General features: G+C 51.7%; 17 protein-coding genes. 8 read left to right on the top strand and 9 right to left on the bottom strand.

Features of this window, described 5'->3' with window-relative positions; translation table 11 throughout:
• Positions 1 to 118: 118 nt before the first annotated feature.
• The 3 genes from JM93_RS18765 to JM93_RS18755 form a co-directional block, all read right to left on the bottom strand.
• On the bottom strand, positions 119 to 748 hold the full coding sequence (locus tag JM93_RS18765) for an STM2766 family helicase-associated protein (protein WP_145346531.1): 630 nt from the start codon (positions 746 to 748) through the stop codon (positions 119 to 121).
• Entirely contained in the window at positions 748 to 2766 is a 2019-nt protein-coding gene (locus JM93_RS18760) for an STM2767 family DEAD/DEAH box helicase (protein ID WP_145346529.1), read from the bottom strand. The genes JM93_RS18765 and JM93_RS18760 overlap by 1 nt, the downstream gene beginning before the upstream one ends.
• A gap of 267 nt (positions 2767 to 3033) precedes the next feature.
• On the bottom strand, positions 3034 to 4014 hold the full coding sequence (locus JM93_RS18755) for an Abi family protein (protein WP_244300926.1): 981 nt from the start codon (positions 4012 to 4014) through the stop codon (positions 3034 to 3036).
• Positions 4015 to 4262: 248 nt separating this feature from the next.
• On the opposite strand from JM93_RS18755, the gene JM93_RS18750 reads away from it, so the two are divergent.
• The 5 genes from JM93_RS18750 (at position 4263) to JM93_RS18730 (ending at position 7533) form a co-directional block, all read left to right on the top strand.
• Positions 4263 to 5306: a nucleotidyltransferase family protein gene (locus JM93_RS18750; protein ID WP_145346527.1), complete on the top strand. Its 1044-nt coding sequence runs from the start codon at positions 4263 to 4265 to the stop codon at positions 5304 to 5306.
• Positions 5307 to 5645: 339 nt separating this feature from the next.
• A complete protein-coding gene (locus JM93_RS18745; RefSeq protein ID WP_145346525.1) occupies positions 5646 to 6224 on the top strand; it encodes a YqaA family protein in 579 nt (192 codons plus the stop codon).
• A gap of 16 nt (positions 6225 to 6240) precedes the next feature.
• Complete coding sequence (locus tag JM93_RS18740) at positions 6241 to 6768, top strand: disulfide bond formation protein B (RefSeq protein ID WP_155197533.1); 528 nt, start codon at positions 6241 to 6243, stop codon at positions 6766 to 6768.
• Positions 6765 to 7013 carry a hypothetical protein gene (locus JM93_RS18735; protein WP_145346524.1) on the top strand — a complete coding sequence of 83 codons (249 nt, stop codon included), beginning with the start codon at positions 6765 to 6767 and terminating at the stop codon, positions 7011 to 7013. Before JM93_RS18740 ends, JM93_RS18735 begins: the two co-directional genes overlap by 4 nt.
• Positions 7014 to 7101: 88 nt before the next feature.
• On the top strand, positions 7102 to 7533 hold the full coding sequence (locus JM93_RS18730; RefSeq protein ID WP_145346521.1) for a metallopeptidase family protein: 432 nt from the start codon (positions 7102 to 7104) through the stop codon (positions 7531 to 7533).
• Between the two features lie 44 nt (positions 7534 to 7577).
• On the opposite strand, the gene ppa is transcribed toward JM93_RS18730, so the two are convergent.
• Positions 7578 to 8117 (bottom strand): inorganic diphosphatase, encoded by a 540-nt coding sequence (ppa, locus tag JM93_RS18725; RefSeq protein ID WP_145346520.1) that lies wholly within the window; start codon positions 8115 to 8117, stop codon positions 7578 to 7580.
• A 107-nt stretch (positions 8118 to 8224) separates the two neighbouring features.
• Between ppa and JM93_RS18720 the strand changes: the two genes are divergently transcribed.
• Positions 8225 to 8797 carry a hypothetical protein gene (locus JM93_RS18720; protein ID WP_196220718.1) on the top strand — a complete coding sequence of 191 codons (573 nt, stop codon included), beginning with the start codon at positions 8225 to 8227 and terminating at the stop codon, positions 8795 to 8797.
• A gap of 4 nt (positions 8798 to 8801) precedes the next feature.
• Here JM93_RS18720 and JM93_RS18715 read toward each other — a convergent pair whose 3' ends face one another.
• Complete coding sequence (locus JM93_RS18715; protein WP_145346518.1) at positions 8802 to 9323, bottom strand: GNAT family N-acetyltransferase; 522 nt, start codon at positions 9321 to 9323, stop codon at positions 8802 to 8804.
• Between the two features lie 472 nt (positions 9324 to 9795).
• Here JM93_RS18715 and JM93_RS18710 point away from each other — a divergent pair, with 472 nt between their 5' ends.
• Positions 9796 to 10194 (top strand): DUF2794 domain-containing protein, encoded by a 399-nt coding sequence (locus tag JM93_RS18710; protein WP_145346516.1) that lies wholly within the window; start codon positions 9796 to 9798, stop codon positions 10192 to 10194.
• Positions 10195 to 10273: 79 nt separating this feature from the next.
• Here JM93_RS18710 and JM93_RS18705 read toward each other — a convergent pair whose 3' ends face one another.
• The 4 genes from JM93_RS18705 to JM93_RS18690 form a co-directional block, all read right to left on the bottom strand.
• Positions 10274 to 11056, bottom strand: coding sequence for a Bax inhibitor-1/YccA family protein (locus tag JM93_RS18705; protein WP_145346514.1), 783 nt, complete (start codon positions 11054 to 11056; stop codon positions 10274 to 10276).
• A 161-nt stretch (positions 11057 to 11217) separates the two neighbouring features.
• Positions 11218 to 11937, bottom strand: coding sequence for a hypothetical protein (locus tag JM93_RS18700; protein WP_208995318.1), 720 nt, complete (start codon positions 11935 to 11937; stop codon positions 11218 to 11220).
• Positions 11938 to 12082: 145 nt separating this feature from the next.
• Positions 12083 to 14650: an ABC transporter permease gene (locus JM93_RS18695; RefSeq protein WP_145346512.1), complete on the bottom strand. Its 2568-nt coding sequence runs from the start codon at positions 14648 to 14650 to the stop codon at positions 12083 to 12085.
• On the bottom strand, positions 14647 to 15360 hold the full coding sequence (locus tag JM93_RS18690; protein WP_145346510.1) for an ABC transporter ATP-binding protein: 714 nt from the start codon (positions 15358 to 15360) through the stop codon (positions 14647 to 14649). The genes JM93_RS18695 and JM93_RS18690 overlap by 4 nt, the downstream gene beginning before the upstream one ends.
• A 139-nt stretch (positions 15361 to 15499) precedes the next feature.
• Here JM93_RS18690 and JM93_RS18685 point away from each other — a divergent pair, with 139 nt between their 5' ends.
• On the top strand, positions 15500 to 16144 hold the full coding sequence (locus JM93_RS18685; RefSeq protein ID WP_425280835.1) for an arylesterase: 645 nt from the start codon (positions 15500 to 15502) through the stop codon (positions 16142 to 16144).
• The last annotated feature ends 9 nt before the right edge of the window (positions 16145 to 16153 follow it).

Raw genomic sequence — 16153 nt, 5'->3', positions numbered from 1 at the left:
ATTTGTAGGTTTTGTCGAGGTGGAGCGATTTTTACACCTAAATGCCCATCGAGAATGGGCTGCTGGCTACACCTTCACTTGAATAGTCCGAATTACGCATTAGCAAATGCGGCACGATTTATCTCGGACCAAGGAAATGACAATTGGATTTTAGGTCCAAAATATCAGTTAGCTGATTGAGTTTAATGCTACTTGGTAGACCAACCTTAAAGGTTGCCGACTGAGAATAAAAAATATCGATGTGATCCAATGGATGAAGGTCGCCATTCTCGTTGTCTGGGTCATGATCCATTCGAAGGTATCCGTCGTCGGCACAAATAAGGTCACTAATTAGTTGCCAAAGAGCATCCGGGTCATCACTCGTGTCCGATAGTCCGTCCGCAAAATCTAGTACTTGGCTTCTTTCAAAAATAAGTGAGGTGTCTATCGCCGAAATGACTTCGGAAGAAAGTTTGCTATCAACTTCGATCCCAGAGTCGGAATGGAATGTATAGTCTCCCTCTGTTTCAGTAACAGAAAAAGGGAATGATGCCGAAAATGTTTTTCCTTGGCTCTCAACGAACACCCGCCTCATTTTGTCTGCCCGAATAGCCATAAGACCAAGCACGTCTTTTCTATCTGGGCGAGCATAAGATAGAACAGTTTTTATGGCATGCATCCAAAATGAGATGATGCTGGTCTTCGAACGGAAGGAGCGGAAGAGATTTTTTAGCTGAAAAGTATCTAGTTCAAAGAGGAATTCTTTCATCACCCCTCCTTCTTGAGCATTTTTGTATAGTTGAATCTCGCAATTTCAAGAACTTCGTCTCTATCGAAGTCTTCACCACTTGTAGCAGTGACGACTTTTCTTAATTCTTTTCTGAAGATCGGGAGAACTTCCAATTCATCAAAAATATTTTCACACAAATCGAAGAAGGATGCTTTCACATTAGCCTGGGTTATCGTGGTCATTATTTCACTGCGCTCCTCCTCTGTTGGAGGTTGAGCTTCGATAAATCCTTTTTCATTTATTATGGACAAGCCGTATCGGATTTGAGACATCATGTCTTCATCCTGACTCGAAGAAAGTATCAAGTAAGATTTAAGAAATGATCTAGTTAATGTCATGTATAGTGAGTTTCTATAGGGGTATGATCTGTTAATTCTTCTTGAGACACAGATAACAAAAGGAAACTCTAATCCCTTAACATTATTCCTATTGCTTATAAAGATGCTGCCTGCAGTCCGCATTTTGGTTTCAAATGCCTTGTTGACTGGCCAGCCAGTTTTGCGAGGAATGAGTTGTTCAAGCTTGTCTGCGAGGCGATAAATTGTTCTCCCGCTGTCCACCAGAATAATTCCAATATCATCTGGAGTTGTCGTTGGGTGTTCTTCGCATATCTCGTTTATCGCCTTAATTACTAGATCAGCGACTTCTTGATCGCTTTCTGTATCCTCTTCAATTATCGCAACAGAATCAAAATCGGAATTCGAAATATCTTCAAACCTTCGTAGTGGTTCTCGCCTCAATCTGTAGAAGCTTTTGTCAGGGTTGGTTTCGACGAGGTATCCACATGTGCTCCATTCGTCGTCTTCTAACCATCTTAGTTTTCTTTTTTCAAAGAGCCCCATTCCTAATGAATGCGCAAACATGAGTGCTCTCGGGTCTGTTCGATAGCATTTGCTCAACAAAAAGTCAGGTGAAATGCTAGGCCGAATCTTGGCGTCAAAAATACTCTGAAATACATCTCCAGCAACAACTACGTATTCCCTCGCAGAGACTTCGCATAGATCGATGAATGACTGAGGGAAATCTTGGCTTTCATCAATCAAGATATAATCAAATGCGAAGGTATCTTTCTTTTTTTCCTCAATGGCTTTTATGGCTCTTTTACAAGCTAGATCAAATGATCCGTCCCCAAAGGTGAAAAAGGGTATGTCAAAGTGGCTACAAATATATCGGTAGGTGCCTGAATTCGGGTTCGATTGTGACCCCCAAGCGTGCATACACCAAAGTCGCTTGTTCCATTCAATTTGTTGCTCGACTCTCATAAAGTTAAAGAACTCTGGAATTCTTTTTTGCAGGCTATAAGCAAGAATTCTATTATGGCAAGTAAGAACAATTTTAGCTGATGGATTTTTTACATATATATCCCTGAGCTTATGTAGCAGTAGCTCTGTTTTTCCGGTTCCAGACAATCCTTGAATGTGTACAGACTTCTTATCTATTTGTTGATAGATAAATCTTGTTTGGTCTCCGTCAAACAATATTATCTTTTTCTTGACTTTATCAAGCAAATTATCTGGAACATCGGACCTAGTCCTTTCGATGTCATTTATACTGCCGGTTATCAGAGAAATTAATAGTTCAGAGACTCTCCTTTTGCTGGGATCAGAAATGAAGCTTTCTTCAACGTACGCATCAATGTCGAGGCTATGGCCGTCTGGAACTTCCCAAATTAGTTGGTCACGCCATTTGCGTGGGCGGCCGATGGAGTCTTTGTAATTGTATTTATCTGAAATGGACCCGAGGTCTTCGATGAAGTCTTCGACAAACTCCTCAAAATCATCATCTGCTTCTCCAAAGTTAACGAGGCAAATTTTGCGTCCAGGGGCGAGGATGATTACGTGGCCTTCGTGGCCATATTCGTACTTTTCATCACCGAGTGGACGATCAACAACGTATATCTGCTTTTTCTCAGAGGAAGCCCATTCTTCCAAAACGTCTAATAGCTGTTGATTTTCCTCATTTTTCTCCGTCTGAAGAAAGAAGAAGCTGCTTGTCATGTCTTACTTCCTGTGGCCCGGTTATCTTGAAGATGCTTAGCGAAGGAATGTTCGCCACCTTCCTGTGAAAGAGCCTGCGACGCGTAGACACTGATTGCCATCGAAGAGGTCCTCCCAATAACGCGTCTCCGCTACACACCTCGATTCGCGTCGGGATTTTCCGCAACGCACTAATCGATGATTAGCTCAGACACGGTTGCCGAGCAAATGGCGAGCTTACTACTTATTTGTGCCCGTTGGCATTTCCGTGGGCCGAACGAACTTTTTTTAACTCCATAAAGGGAGTTGGTGCCAGTTGTCAGGGAAACCAGCGTCTTTGAGGCTTATGTTGGGTGCGTCATTGGGGAATGTCGCGACGTGCCCTTTGAGTCTTGTAGCCCACCGTGTGCGGGGGTTTATCTCCTTTAACAGCAGGCGCATGACTGCCAAGGTGGCATAGACCCTCTTGTTGGTGTCCGGAGCTGTTGCAATATGATCCAAGTCAGGAGCTTCACCACGCCTCGGGATGGCGGGCTGATTTATCACGGGCTTATTCCAGAGCCTTGAATGATGCGCGCAGATGTTCCTGACATTGCAAAGTGACCTGATCCAAGATTGGATTAGGCGGAAACTAATGCCGCCATAGCTGGCTGCAATTGCTTGTTGTTGTTGATGTTTAAGCTGAGATAGTCCGATAGACAGCGGGCTAAAGTCGAGCAGTTCGACAGCAATCCAGATTGGCATGATTTCACGAGCATATTTCGTCCTGAAATGTTCGGCGAATTCCTCGTTCGAATTGGCAGCTTTTTCATCTAGCTTTTGAAGCCAGCCTTGATACATCGACTGTGTTCTGGGCGGGGCGAATTGGGAGAAGCGTCTATTAAAATTGTTCCGGTCTCGATGAGCCAAAGGCGAAATGCTGCCCATAGCCAACGCAAACTCGGTTCGCACTGAGACTTCAATTCTTTCGATCGCATCCAGAACAATTAGGCGAAGCCCTTTGTCGAAGGCGTATAGATCAGTCGCATTTTTGAAAGTAGTGCCGGGTTTAAAATTATTCGCAAGGGTATGCGTGCCTTCAGGGTTCTGACTTAATTGCCGGAAGGGGAACCAGTACGCACTCAGTCGATAATAGCCAATACGCCGCAGATATTCCTCGCATTTTGCGGGGTCAGCGACAGTCATGCCTCTTCTTTCAAGCAGCTCCCGCTGTTCAGGAATTGTGAGGTATGGCTTGGAATATCTCATTAAAGTAAGAAGGCCGCCCATGACCTTTGCAGGTCAGAGGGGACGGCCATAATTTCCCCTATATGAGTCGAATCATGTGCTGTGTCAATATTAGAATTTACAACCTTTGGTGCAAATTATTAACTTTTGTATGTGTGCCGCGAAGTTGTTGATGTTCGTTGGATAATGCCTGATTCCTACGTGTAAATTGATACAATCTTTCAGGCTAAGATTTTGACTTAAAACACTTTTGCCAATAAGATGCAAAAATTGATATTGGGTTGGCAAAAATGTTTGAAATCAGTCAGTTGGATGGAGATAGCATCCGTGATGCTATCGATGCTCGGGATCGCTATGATTTGCTGAGGTCAGCACAGGCTGAAGCTCGGCATAGTTATGGCGGGTCAATGAAATTCGAAGCCAGAGGTGAGGTAGAATACCTCATCCGAAGGCCGCATGGTAGTTCGACCCGGAAGTCCTATGGTCGGCGCAGTCCTGAGACTGAGCAAACTCTTGAGCATTTTGTTGACGGCAAGGCACGTGTTGAGGAACGCGTTGCCGGGCTGAGGAAACAGCTAGAGGACCGTGCTCCTGTCCTGCGGGCAAGGGGCTTGGGCCGGGTGCCATTGCTGACAGCGAGGGTCATTCGAAAGCTGGATGATTTGGGCTGGCTGGGAACGTCTCTGATCGTTTTGGGCACGAATGCTCTTTATGCCTATGAGGCACAGGCTGCAGTTCGGATCGATGCGAGCATGGTCGCTACAGGGGATGTAGATATCCTGTTTGATGCCAGACGCCGGTTGGTCATGACAGGTGAGGTCAATGAGAAGGGGCTGATTGGCGCTCTCCAAACGGTTGACCGGTCGTTCGAACGTGCGAAGAGCAAGACATACACAGCCGCCAATAAAGAAGGCTACATGGTCGATCTCTTGGAACCTCAGGACCATGACAGGATCATGAGGGAGGGGCACACGCGGTTGTCCGACCATCCGGAGGACCTGATTGCCACAACAACAGACAGCAGCAGATGGCTCCTGAATGCTCCCAAGTTCACGGCGACGGCTTTTGACGAACGTGGGTTGCCTCTAAGGATCGTAACCATTGATCCGAGGGTCTATGCTCTTCAAAAGCAATGGATCGTAGAAAATGATGTTACCCGCGATCCGGCGAAACGATACCGTGATGAGCAACAGGCTCGCATAGTCGCTGAGATCGCAACCAAGTATCTTCGCCTGAGTTTCGACGACCCAGTATTGTCCGGATTGCCAAAGTCGTTCCGCGATCTGGCTGAAAAACTTACAGAAACCGGTGACACGCACTCACATGAATGGTAGGCATGTTGCAGTCGATCAACGCCTCCAAGGCTGGGTAAAATCGGTGGGACACTGATCCCAGATAATAGCAGAAATAGTGGGACAATTTGCTGTCCCACTTCGGGCTAAGCTTCTGATTTTATTCAATGCGCGTGGCCCGGCGGGGGGCACCACTTCATTGCGTTTTGAGGCTCTTTAGCCTCGTTTCCTCCGCACGGCACTGATGTATTCTCAACGGGCGGAAAGCGTTTAGTTCCTGACTGAAATGCCAATGGTATGGCCAATTGGCCGCAGCCATAGCTGGGCCGTTTCGAAAATCGTCAGGTGACTTTTCCGACATCTGAGGCTAATGGACAGCCCATGATAAGACGCCTGTACGACTGGACCCTGTCCCTTGCCGCCGGACCGCGCGCTCCCGCAGCGCTCGGAACCGTTTCATTTGTAGAAAGCTCGGTCTTTCCGATCCCGCCAGATATCCTATTGATCCCGATGGTGATCGCAAAACGGGAAAAAGCTTGGTGGTTTGCCACGCTCTGCACGCTGACCTCAGTGGCCGGAGGTGTACTGGGTTATTTTATCGGCATGTTCTTATTCGATCAGGTCGCCCAGCCGGTGCTCGCGTTTTACGGCAAGCTGCACTGGCTGGAGGAATTCAGCAGCGTGTTTAACGAATGGGGCTGGTGGTTCGTGTTTATCGCCGGGCTTACACCCTTTCCGTATAAAGTGATTACGATCGCGTCTGGCGTTGCCGCTCTTAGTCTTCCTGTCTTTATCTTCGCAAGCTTGGTTTCCCGGGGCATCCGGTTTTTTATCGTGGCAGGTTTGCTTTACCTGTTCGGGCCACCGATTAAGGACTTTATCGAAAAACGGCTCGGGTTGATGTTCACGCTGTTCGTCGTGCTGTTGGTCGGCGGCTTTGTAGCACTGAAATTCATATAATTTTGGGAGATATGCGTTGATCCAGGCAACTCCTAAATCCCTCGCAAATAATGCGGCGATTCTTCTTTTTACAGTCGGATTGGCGGCGATCGCAATCGCATGGGGCTACCAGATTATTGGTGGATTCGTGCCGTGTGAGCTCTGCCTTGAGCAAAGGGTGCCGTATTACGTCGGCTTGCCGCTGACGCTCGCCGGGTTGTTTTTGTCCTTGGAGAACAAGCTTGGTGCGGCCGCGCTACTGTTCTGCGCGGTTACTGTCATATTTGCGTATGGCAGTGGACTGGGGCTCTATCAGGCAGGAGCCGAATGGGGCTTCTGGCTCGGTCCAAACGGATGCGGCGGCAGCTCAGGTGGTCCGGATTCGGCGGCAGACATGCTGTCCGCGCTCCAATCGACGCGGTTGGTAAGCTGTACTGAGGCGAGCTGGAGGTTTCTCGGACTGTCTTTCGCCGGATGGAATGCCGTCGTCTCGGGCGGACTTGCGGTGCTGGGCCTGGTTGCTGCATTGTTACTCAGACGATCCGGGAAAATGGTTGCGGCATGAATGATCCCAAACACGATAAAAAACGCCAAGAAGCCCTAAAGGCGATTGACCGGGTTCAGGCGGAAAGCGAAACGATTGCAGATTCCACGTTCGCGCGCATGGCGCACCGTGCGCAGGATCATCTTGGTGCGGCCGACAAGGATCCCGACGATCAAATCGAAGTCTGGGGAACGCGGATCGGGCGTGTCGCTGGTCTCATCTTTGCAATCGGATTGGTGATTTATCTCGTGACCACTTATCTCTAGGTCAGACTGGTCTCGAATTTCCGTATTTGAACCAGGTGTGATAGGGGCTCGGTTCAAAGACGAAACGAAACTCTTGGAGCAAGCCGATATGGCTTCTGTTTATCCGCTGCGCCGGTCTGACTGGACGAACCGGCGTGCGCCAACACTCGAAGTGTTCGAGGCGCTGGCAAGCGACGTGCTGGCCACCATGCCTGACGAATTCCTGGCCATGTGCGGACATGTCGAAATCCGGCTGATGGACTATGCCGAAGACGAAGTGCTAAATGCGCTTGGCATCGAAGATCCGCACGATCTTCTTGGTCTTTTTGAGGGAAATGCGCTGACCGAGGCGGCTGCCTCTATGATCACCGGCCAGATGCCGAACCGTATATGGCTGTTCCGCCGCCCTATACTGGACTACTGGGCCTCGGGCGACGAAACCCTTGGCGATGTCGTCGCACATGTTCTGATCCATGAGATCGGCCACCATTTCGGCCTGTCAGACGACGATATGGAGCGCATTGAGGCAGCCGCTGAATAGTTGCGCAGCAAGGCAGCCTCAGCGCACACTGTTCCGATGTCGGCCTATTCAGCAGCCTGTTTCGAGGCACGCTCGATGGATTCGGCGATCATCCGTTTTGCAACGTCAACGCCTTCCACACCAGTCACCTTCACCCATTTGCCGGGCTCCAGGTCCTTGTAGTGTTCGAAAAAGTGTTTGACTTGCTGAACGGTGATATCCGGCAAGTCTGACACATCGTGGATGTTGTCGTAGCGTTTGGTGAGCTTGTGGGTTGGTACGGCGAGAATTTTTTCGTCCAGGCCCGACTCGTCTTCCATGATCAAAACGCCGATCGGGCGGCAGTTCATGATCGCACCAGGGACGATCGGCCGCTGATTTATCACAATGACGTCGATTGGATCCCCGTCGCCGCAGAGTGTGTGCGGTACGAAACCGTAGTTGCCCGGATACCGCATCGGTGTGTAGAGGAAGCGGTCGACATACATCGCGCCTGCTTCTTTATCCATCTCGTACTTGATGGGCTCGCCGCCGACTGAAACCTCAATAATGACATTGATGTCTTCTGGCGGATTTTTTCCGATCGGCACAGCATCGATACGCATAGAGCTTGACTCCCTTTAACTGTTGGGGGGTCTATTACAGCCTCAGCGTTTGAGCGCAAGCCCATTGTTGCTGCAATGCAATGCCGGTTGGTTTCGAGAGGGGAAACATGGCCATGCTTTCAAGGGTTTCGCCGGGGCTTGCTACCGTTCTTCTCCTTTGGTCTGGGGCGGCGGCCGTATCGGGCCAAGAGGCGGAAAGCGTATACACGACTATTGAACTCCCGACATGTGTCCAAGCCGGTGTGCCCGATGGGGAGACAACGTTTGGCGGTTCTTGGCTATGCCGCGGACATGATGGTATTCCTGTATATATTGTTGAAGGCGACCTGCGCATGTTCGTCTCATTTGGGAATAACGCCGCGAATGAACCCTCGGCCGGCCAGACCCTTCCGAATTTCAATAGTATCAATGACAGGCTTGAATGGCGTATGCGGTTCGGTATCCCGTTTGCAACAATCTTGCGCTGGTTCCCGTCTTTGGACGATACCGGCCGAACCGGAAGTGTTTTGATCGTCACACAGCTCGAGCCCGGGGCGACCTGCCAGATTGCGCGGGTCGATGCGCAAGCGAACTCGGACGCAAATGTGCTTGCCCGGCAGGCCGCGGACCTACTGGCAGGGACCTTCGATTGCGCCAATCAGCCTCAGGTTATCGGAAATCCGGGCATTTTCAGATACTAGCCGGTTATCCTGACGTCGTTTCAGGCCAAACGTAAATGGACAGTTCGAAACGTTTTCCCGCGCTTCGGTACCACGTTTTTGCGCCGAGCTTTCCTCCAAGCGCACGATAAAAGTTCCTTGCCGGCTGGTTTTCGCTGAGGACCTGTACGGCAAGCCCTTCCAGGTTTCTGCCCTTCAGTTCCTTGCGGACAGATCCGAACAATGTGCGACCGAAGCCAAGACCTTGGTACTCGGGCTTGAGATAAAGCTCATAAATCTCGCCCTCAGCGGCGAGATTTTGCAACCTGCAAGGACCGTAGGTGGCGTACCCTGCGGGTTCATCAGCCACTTCAATAACCTTGATCGTAACGCCACGATCAAGTGCTCCCTTCCACCAGCCTGGGCTTCGACGGGAGACAAGCCGCTGCAGTTCAACGCCGTTTAGCAAGCCACGATACGCATTCAGCCAAGCTTCATTGTGGATCGCGGCAAGTGCGTCGCAATCGGACATGTTTGCTGGTCTCAAGTCAATCAGGGCCGTGCTCATACTAGGCATGCTGGCACGGCTTTGCGATTTCGGAAAGCCGCAATTTTCCGCAGTCGGGCGAACTTTTATCAATTTTTATGGGACAGTGCACAAACGGAAAAGGGCCGGCGTATGGCCGGCCCTTCAGTTGCCCTGATGTTTTACTCTATAAATCTGGTGTGCCGGTTGATCGAACTTCGGGGGGCTGGGGGGCTAATGCGTTCCGAAACCCGATCACCTTTGACCCATCAGGGTATGTCAAGAATATGGATATGCAAAATGGCTGGCCAAGGGCTGCATTGCGGCAAAATCAAGATTTTTTGCTTCGAATTCCTGTTTTTCCCGGGAACTAGCAACCCGGCCAGGTTGTTTTGCTGTCAAACTGATTTCTCAGCCCTTGCCAGGTCTTGCCAAACACTTTCCGCACTGCGCATCATTGTGACCAGACTTGGATGAAGACTGACGTCACCCACCAACCCGTATAGGAGAGGGCATGAGCGAGACCGAAGAAAAAGCATCTCAGTTTGGCGCGGGGTCGGCCACCACGATGATCTCTGCGCCACAACAAAGCGGGCAAGTTCACAAGCCGGTCGTGGTGTTTAATCGGCGGGAACTCGACATCATCCTCAGGCTCTATGGACGTATGGTTGCCGAGGGCGAATGGCGGGACTACGCTATGGATCTTTTAAAAGATCGTGCAGTTTTTTCAGTTTTCCGGCGCACATCGGAAATGCCTCTATTCCGGATAGAAAAAGACCCAAAACTTGCGAAGAGGCAGGGCGCCTATTCGGTGGTTGCGGCTGGCGGTATGATTTTAAAACGTGGGCATGATCTTGCGCAGGTTTTGAAAGTTCTGGAAAAAAAGAGGCATCTCCGGCTTGTGGACGCCTAATGGTCGCTTTTGCCACAAAACGAAAGAAGCCCGGCTAATTGCCGGGCTTCTCTTTTTCTTGTGTCATGCGTGATGCTGATTATTCGCGATTGCCGAACAGTTGCAGAAGCATCAAGAACATGTTGATGAAGTCAAGGTATAGGCGCAGGGCACCCATTACAGATTTTTTGGTCGCGATTTCATGACCGTCGCCTTCGTAATACATTTCCTTGATCTGCTGCGTGTCGTAGGCGGTCAAGCCGGCGAACACGAGTACACCAATTACAGAGATGGCAAACTGCAGGGCGGACGAGCCAAGGAAAATATTTACGATCGACGCAAGCACGATGCCGATAAGACCCATGAACAGGAACGAGCCCCATCCGGAGAGGTCTTTTTTGGTTGTGTAACCAAACAGGCTAAGCGCGCCGAATGCAGCTGCGGTTATGAAGAACACCCGCGCGATCGATCCGCCTGTGTACACCAAAAAGATCGAAGACAGCGAAACACCCATCACTGCGGCGTAGATGAGGAACATCGTGCGAGCGGTAGACGCGCTCATGGACTGAATCCGGAAGGAGAGCCACATCACCATACCAAGCGGCGCCAGCATGACGACCCACTTCAATGGGCTGCCGTATAGCGCTGCGCCAAGGCTTGTGAGCATCATTCCGTTGCCGAACTGTGCGGCGGCGGCGGATGGGTCTTGTGTTGTCGCAAGCATGAAGGTGCCGAGCGCGAACAAACCTGTCAGCGCCAGGCCGAAGGTCATGTAGTTGTAAACGCCCAGCATGTAGGCGCGTAGGCCCTCATCAATGCCGGCCTCGGCACGTGTGCCGGCGACCGAATAGGGTGCCTGTGTGTTCCGATCAAAGGTCGACATGTTTTCCGTTAGTCCCTCTCACTTATAAAAGTTGCGGGTTGCAGGTCTCGCAACAATACTCCCACAGAATATGGGAAAACCCTAACCCGCACACAAGGTATATTGGCCGAAAAATTCGAACGGATTATGTCCGAGGGTCCAAATTCGAAATGGAGAGCGTCCTATTTCATAGCTTTAAGACGTGAAGCAATCTGTCTGTCGCAGGTGCCAGACGGCATGCGGAGGATCTCTTCAGCCTTAAAATCCAGCACTTCGCGTTTAGGATCGCGCATCAATTCCGGGGTTACGCCGTCCTTGAACCATTGCAGCACGGCATAATCACCGCCTGCGTCTGTCAAAAAAGCGATCGGTTTACCATCTTTCGAAATTCCAAGGCGTCCAACGCGGACCGGTTCGACTGACACCTTGGTGGTTTCGCCGTCAATTGTCATGGAAGTCTTATTGACGTTGAGCTTTTTGACCGTGGAAGCGGTCGTGCCTGCCCAGGTTCCAAACAGACGCTCTCCCTTGTTCTCGACCGACAAGCAGGAATTCTTGTAGTTCGGGATCGAAAGGCGTACAGCTGAAACTTCAATTGGATCCTTGCCTTTTTCGGCAATTGTGTACTTCATTTCATGCTCGCCGGTGCGGTACACACGAATCCCAACCGGTGTGTAGTCAGGATCTCCGATTGTACGGGTGAAAAAGTCGAACTGATTGGCGTCATTGGTGCCGGCCCGGCGATAGAGCCAACGTTTTGGCAGGCCATCTTCAAACACGAGCCAATCGCTTACCACTAACCCACGTGGGCCTTCTGGCGTGTTCAGCTGCCACACACCAGTGTGAAACGGGCTTTCGGCCAACGCAGTGACTGAAAAACCGGTTGCCGCAAAGGTTGCCATCACTGCGCCTGCCAAAAACCTTTTGAAAGCAAACGCGTTTCTTCTTTTCAACATGAGGTAAGCCCTTTTCCCGTACCCAGATCCGCTTTCGATAACCAACTTGGCTATGTCACGCAAGTTGCGCCGGGCTTGAGAACGGTCTGCTTCAAAGGTTCCTGAGTACCGGGGCTGGTTTTTCTCCCAATACTTTCCACGTCCCGAAAAGACCAAAGCCGACCGTTAGTAAGAGGGCTATCAGTGCAGCCGACAGCGCGGTTGCTGGCATGAATACAAAATCGCCCCCCATGATCTGCGTGCTGACATACCAGGCAGCCAAGCCACCGGCAAACAGCGCAAAGACTGCGGTAGCGAGCCCAAGGATCGCGTATTCGAGCGCATAGGCCGCGATTAGCCGGCCACGGGTCGCTCCAAGTGTTTTCAAAATTACCGCATCGTAGATACGGCTGCGATGGCCGGCAGCTAGGGCACCAGCCAGGACAAGAACGCTTGCAATAAGCGTTACCGAAGACGCCCCTCTGATGGCCCATGCGAGTTGGGCAACAAGTTCATTGACTTGCGAAATGGCATCTTTGACGCGAACAGTCGTGACTGTCGGGAAGGCATTGGATACCGTGCGCAGCAAGCCGAGTTCTTCACTAACCGGCACCTCGTTCTCCCAGCCCAAGGTCATAAGATGGGCGTGTGGCGCCCCGGTGAAGGTGTTCGGCGAAAAGATCATGACGAAGTTGATGCCAAGCGACTCCCACTCGATGTTTCGAGTGTTGGCGATTTCTGCGGTCAACTCACGGCCCAGAACATTTATTGTGAGTTCGTCACCGATCGACAGTCCGAGTTCCCGGACAGCCTCTTCTTCGAACGACACGAGTGGCTTTCCGGTGTAGTCTTCAGGCCACCATTCGCCTTGAACTAGACTTGCGTTGTCTGGAATGGTGGCTTCGTAGGTAATTCCGCGGTCTCCGCGCAAGATCCAGCCGGACCCGCGTGAGGTATCGTATTCGTCGGCGGGAATGCCTCTTAGGCTGGTGATCCGGCCCCGCAGCATCGGTACGCTTCTGATTTGAGCGTTTGTTGTTTCTTCGTCCAGAAGCGATCGGAATGCATCCCGTTCGTGGCTTTGGATGTCGACAAAGAAAAAGCTCGGAGCGTCATCTGCCATTGTGGTTGTCAATTCACGGCGCAGGTTGCCATCGATCAACGCCAATGCCACCAGAAGAGACAACCCGAGACCCAAAGAAAGAACGACCGAGGGCGTCAGGGCGCCCGGACGGTGAATATTGGCGATCGCGAGCCTCAGTTCGGTTGATTTGACCTGTGGCATGCGTCGAGCAGCACCCATGATGCCACGCGCAACAAAGCCCAAAAGCAGAAAGGCTGCGGCTGACGCGCTGATATAGACCGTGGCGAGGCTCTTGTCGGCAGCCATGAAAATGGCAATGCCGCCCAGCAAAATGACCGTAAGAACCGTTGCTGAAATATAGCGCCTGCGCGGCAGTTTCGTTCCCGCTGCGACCAAATCCCGAAACAAGGCGGTTGGTGGAACGTCATGGGCCCGACCAAGTGGCCACAAGGCGAAAGCAAGGGCGGTCAATACGCCATAAATCAGCCCAAGACCAAGCTCGGTCGGATAAATGGACGTGACAAGCTTGACCGGCAGTACGGTGGAGAGTGCTGCTCCTGCTGCAAACGGAACCAGTGCACCCAAAACAAGACCAATTCCGATTCCTATCCCTGCCAAAGCAAGCATCTGCAGCAGGTAGATCTGGAACACAAACCCACCGGTGGCGCCAAGGCATTTGAAACTTGCGATGACTTCTCTTTTGGTCTCTAGAAAAGCGCGAATAGCGTTAGCGACTCCGACGCCTCCAACGACCAGCGCCGTCAACCCGACAAGTGTCAAGAATTGGGCAAACCGATTGATGCTGCGTTGAAGACCAGGCGCCGCGTTTGCGCGCGACTGGATGCGCCATCCTGCGCTGGGCTGTGCATTTTTCGAATCTTCGATGGCCGCATTGAGTTGTGCGTCGGTCGGATTGTCGAGACGTATGCGATAGTGCCAGCGAACAAGACTGCCCGGCTGGACAAGGCCGGTTTCCGGGATTGCTTGATCGGAGATCATTAGCCTTGGACCAAACTCCACGCCACCTGCAAGTTTGTCTGGTTCCTTTGTGAGGATATCAGTGATCCGGACCGTCGAATTGCCGATGTCTACGCTGTCACCGACGTCCAGCCCAAGGCGGGCGAGAAGTGACAAATCCGCTGCTGCCCCCCAGATGCCATCGTGCTCTGCCAGCGCGTTCTGGAGCGGTTGACCGCTTTCTGTTGTGACTTCGCCATAAAGCGGATACGCCCCATCAACGGCTTTCAGTTCGACCAGTGCTTGTTCTTCGGTAGCTTGGGGGCGAGCCATCGCGCGCAAAGTGGCTACCTGTGACACGGTTCCGAGTGTCTGAAGATACGCGTTCTCGTCCGGCGTTGCTTCGCGGTGGATCAGCGAAAAAGCAACATCACCGCCGAGAATGGCCTGACCTTCCTCCGAGATTCCTTCGGTCAGTGCACGCGACAGTGAGTTGACACCGGAAATAGCGGCAACGCCAAGCGAAATACAGGCAATAAAGATATAAAAGCCTTTTAATCCGCCACGAAGCTCGCGATAGGCGAATTTGGCGGCCAGCATCAGCCCGGGCCGGGAGGGTGGTGCGACGAAGCCGCTCATGGGGCCGAGCCTGCGGCCATCTGAGGCGCTGCTCGCAGTTCGTCAATCTCACCAGAACGCACGTGTACGGTCCTGTCGCATCGCGCGGCAAGCCCCGGATCATGTGTCACCAAGACCAGAGTTGTTCCGCGTGCTTTTTGGGCGCTGAACATCAATTCGATAATTTGATTGCCGGTGGCCTCATCAAGATTGCCGGTCGGTTCGTCGGCGATCAGGATTTCCGGCTCAACTACCAAGGCGCGGGCAACTGCAACGCGCTGTTGTTCGCCGCCGGACATTTGCGCCGGGTAGTGTGCCAGGCGGTGCCCGAGACCCACGGCTTCCAGCTCCGCCCTAGCCTTCGAAAAGGCGTCCTTGTTGCCCGCCAGTTCGAGTGGAACGGCGACATTCTCAAGAGCTGTCATATTTGGAACGAGATGAAAGGACTGGAATATGATACCGATGTTTTGCCCCCGGAACTGGGCTAGTTCGTCCTCCGAAAGTGGGCCCAATAAAGATCCGGCAACCAGGACATCGCCGGTATCTGCACGTTCGAGACCCGCCATGACCATCAGCAGCGTAGACTTTCCAGAACCTGATGGCCCGACAAGACCAACAGAAGTTCCTTTGTCGATCTGAAGATCGACACCTTTGAGGATGTGCACCCGTCCTGCGCCGTCGCCCAAGGTCAAGTGAACGTTCTTTAAATCAATGGCAGGTTCGGTCGTCATCTTTTGGTCCGCGTAAATTGGGAAAGTGGCGATCATACGCGTCAGGCGTTGCATAAGATTGTCGCATGACCATTTTGCTATAATTTCGTGTTCCTACACCGAGCCCATATGGGACACAGCGAGAAGGCCTTCCACCCCAATGACTTTCGGAAAAATGTATCAAGCTGCCATTATTCTGGCGGTTTTGCTTGGTTTTAGCGGATTGTCGATTGCACAGGACGATAGACTGAAGATCGTGGTGCTGGGCGACAGCCTGTCCGCCGGCTATCAACTGCCCCCCGATCAGGCCTTTCCGGTCCAGCTGCAAAAGGCTCTGGACGACAACGGCTACAACGTTGAGGTTGTAAACGCGGGTGTGTCCGGGGATACAACTTCTGGCGGCCTATCGCGCCTTGACTGGTCTGTTGGCCCTGACGTCGATGCTGTCATTCTTGAGCTCGGAGCGAATGACGCACTCAGAGGCATTTCACCGGTCAAAACACGTGAAAACGTTGACGAAATGGTTCGCCGGTTGTCGGAGCGTGGGGTTGAAGTTCTCGTCGCTGGGATGCTCGCTCCTAGAAATCTCGGCGATGACTATGCTGCAGAATTTGATCCGATCTTCAAAGAGGTCGCCGAGGCTCACGGTGCGCTCCTGTATCCATTCTTTCTGGAAGGGGTTGCCATGGTGCCAGAGCTTAATCTTGCAGACGGCATACACCCAACCGGCGAGGGTGTTTCGGTCATTGTCGAGAATGTGCTACCCGACGTCGAAGAGCTTATTGCCCGCGCCCAATCCTCCTGAGCGGGTCAA

The organism is Roseibium hamelinense, assembly GCF_007830545.1.
GTDB lineage: Bacteria > Pseudomonadota > Alphaproteobacteria > Rhizobiales > Stappiaceae > Roseibium > Roseibium hamelinense.
This window is presented reverse-complemented; position numbering and strand designations above follow the sequence as displayed.

What these genes read in the sequence shown, in the direction of transcription:
- JM93_RS18695 (WP_145346512.1), bottom strand. Translation starts at nt 14,650, where the DNA reads ATGAGCGGCTTCGTCGCACCACCCTCCCGGCCCGGGCTGATGCTGGCC.
- JM93_RS18715 (WP_145346518.1), bottom strand. Translation starts at nt 9,323, where the DNA reads ATGAGCACGGCCCTGATTGACTTGAGACCAGCAAACATGTCCGATTGC.
- JM93_RS18700 (WP_208995318.1), bottom strand. Translation starts at nt 11,937, where the DNA reads ATGGCAACCTTTGCGGCAACCGGTTTTTCAGTCACTGCGTTGGCCGAA.
- JM93_RS18685 (WP_425280835.1), top strand. Translation starts at nt 15,500, where the DNA reads ATGACTTTCGGAAAAATGTATCAAGCTGCCATTATTCTGGCGGTTTTG.
- JM93_RS18690 (WP_145346510.1), bottom strand. Translation starts at nt 15,360, where the DNA reads ATGACGACCGAACCTGCCATTGATTTAAAGAACGTTCACTTGACCTTG.
- JM93_RS18735 (WP_145346524.1), top strand. Translation starts at nt 6,765, where the DNA reads ATGAATGATCCCAAACACGATAAAAAACGCCAAGAAGCCCTAAAGGCG.
- JM93_RS18750 (WP_145346527.1), top strand. Translation starts at nt 4,263, where the DNA reads ATGTTTGAAATCAGTCAGTTGGATGGAGATAGCATCCGTGATGCTATC.
- JM93_RS18760 (WP_145346529.1), bottom strand. Translation starts at nt 2,766, where the DNA reads ATGACAAGCAGCTTCTTCTTTCTTCAGACGGAGAAAAATGAGGAAAAT.
- JM93_RS18720 (WP_196220718.1), top strand. Translation starts at nt 8,225, where the DNA reads ATGGCCATGCTTTCAAGGGTTTCGCCGGGGCTTGCTACCGTTCTTCTC.
- JM93_RS18745 (WP_145346525.1), top strand. Translation starts at nt 5,646, where the DNA reads ATGATAAGACGCCTGTACGACTGGACCCTGTCCCTTGCCGCCGGACCG.
- JM93_RS18755 (WP_244300926.1), bottom strand. Translation starts at nt 4,014, where the DNA reads ATGGGCGGCCTTCTTACTTTAATGAGATATTCCAAGCCATACCTCACA.
- JM93_RS18765 (WP_145346531.1), bottom strand. Translation starts at nt 748, where the DNA reads ATGAAAGAATTCCTCTTTGAACTAGATACTTTTCAGCTAAAAAATCTC.
- ppa (WP_145346520.1), bottom strand. Translation starts at nt 8,117, where the DNA reads ATGCGTATCGATGCTGTGCCGATCGGAAAAAATCCGCCAGAAGACATC.
- JM93_RS18730 (WP_145346521.1), top strand. Translation starts at nt 7,102, where the DNA reads ATGGCTTCTGTTTATCCGCTGCGCCGGTCTGACTGGACGAACCGGCGT.
- JM93_RS18705 (WP_145346514.1), bottom strand. Translation starts at nt 11,056, where the DNA reads ATGTCGACCTTTGATCGGAACACACAGGCACCCTATTCGGTCGCCGGC.
- JM93_RS18710 (WP_145346516.1), top strand. Translation starts at nt 9,796, where the DNA reads ATGAGCGAGACCGAAGAAAAAGCATCTCAGTTTGGCGCGGGGTCGGCC.